Source organism: Myxococcus sp. AM011 (genome assembly GCF_013372595.1).
GTDB classification, from domain to species: Bacteria; Myxococcota; Myxococcia; order Myxococcales; family Myxococcaceae; genus Myxococcus; species Myxococcus eversor.
The window spans coordinates 1-1,618 of record NZ_JABXEM010000541.1 but is presented as its reverse complement, the minus strand read 5'-3'; the positions used below and the strand labels follow the sequence as shown (position 1 = coordinate 1,618).

Annotated in this window: 1 protein-coding gene; it reads right to left on the bottom strand. The window is 68.7% G+C overall.

What is annotated here, in order from left to right; all coding sequences use genetic code 11:
• Positions 1 to 1,618: amino acid adenylation domain-containing protein (locus tag HUW62_RS47165; RefSeq protein WP_176438181.1), on the bottom strand; the 1,618-nt coding region annotated here is incomplete at both ends.

The window sequence follows — 1,618 nt, the reverse complement described above, 5'->3', positions numbered from 1 at the left end:
GTGGCGAGGAGGGAGTGGCCACCGAGGGAGAAGAAGTCGTCGGTGACGCTGACGGAGTCGAGGTGGAGGACTTCCGCCCAGATGGCGGCGAGACGCATCTCGGTGGGGTTGCGAGGAGCGACGAAGGAGTCGGTGGGGCCAGAGTCAGGAGCCGGGAGGGCCTTCCTGTCGAGCTTGCCGTGGGTGTTGATGGGCAGCGCGTCCAGGGCAACGAAGGCCGAGGGCACCATGTACTCGGGGAGGTGGAGCAGCAGCTCCGCGCGCAGGGCCGAGGTGTCGACGGAGGCCGGGGTGACGTAGGCGACGAGGCGCTTGAGGCCCGGGACGTCCTCGCGGACGAGGGCGGCGGCGTGGTGGACGGAAGGAAGGGCCTCGAGAGCGGCCTCGACTTCACCCAACTCAATGCGGAAGCCGCGCAGCTTCACCTGGAAGTCGATGCGGCCGAGGTACTCGAGGTGGCCATGGGCCAGCCAACGGGCCTTGTCACCGGTGCGGTAGAGGCGAGCGCCGGGCGTGGCACTGAAGGGGTTGGGGACGAAGCGCTCGGCGGTGAGGTCCGGACGGAGGTGGTAGCCGCGAGCGAGGCCGTCGCCGCCGATGAAGAGCTCACCAGGGACGCCAATGGGAGCGGGCTGGAGAGAGGCGTCGAGGATGAAGGTGGAGACGTTGGAGAGCGGCCCACCGAGAGAGGGACGAGCGGAAGCGCGGATGGCGAGCGCGGTGGTGTCGACGGTGGCCTCGGTGGGCCCGTAGACGTTGAAGGCACTTAGCGAAGGCGAAGAAGAGAGCGTCGCCCAGAGGGAGTCGTCGATGGCCTCACCGCCGATGAGGACACGGAGGTGACGGCCGGAGTCCGCGAGGCCCTCGTCGAGGAGGAGGCGGAGGTGAGAGGGGGCGCAGTCGAGGACGTCGAGCTGGTGCTTCTTCAACCACGAGAGAAGCAGGGGGACGTCTTCACGGGCGGCCTGAGGGACGAAGCAGAGGCAGTGGCCGAGGGAGAGGAAGACGAGCTGCTTGACGGAGGCGTCGAAGGAGAGAGGCGCGTTGAGGGAGAGGCGGAGGGGGCGCTGGACGTCTGCGTAGACGGAAGAGGAGAGGGCGGAGAGGAGATTCACCACGGAGGAGTGGTGGACCATGACGCCCTTGGGCCTGCCGGTGGAGCCGGAGGTGTAGATGACGTAGGCGAGGTGGGAAGGGAGGGAAACGCGAGGAGGATTGGAGTCGGGGAGCGCGGCGAGAGAAGCGCGCAGGGCGTCGTCGTCGAGGCAGAGGGCGGAGGCGGAGTCGAGACGAGGCAGGAGGTGGGAGAGGGTGAGGACGAAGGGAGCGCCGGAGTCCTGGAGCATGAAGGCGAGGCGCTCGCGAGGGTAGGCGGAGTCGAGAGGGACGTAGGCGGCGCCGGCCTTGAGGATGGCGAGGAGGGCGACGAGGGAGTCGACAGTGCGCTCCAGGCAGAAGGCGACGCGGACTTCGGGCCCGACGCCGCGAGAGCGCAGCAGGTGGGCGAGCTGGTTTGAGCGCTGATTGAGCTGGAGGAAGGAGAGAGAGGAGGAGTCGTCGAGGACGGCGAGGGCGTCGGGCGTGAGGGCGGCCTGTGCCTCGAAGCGCTCGTGGAAGG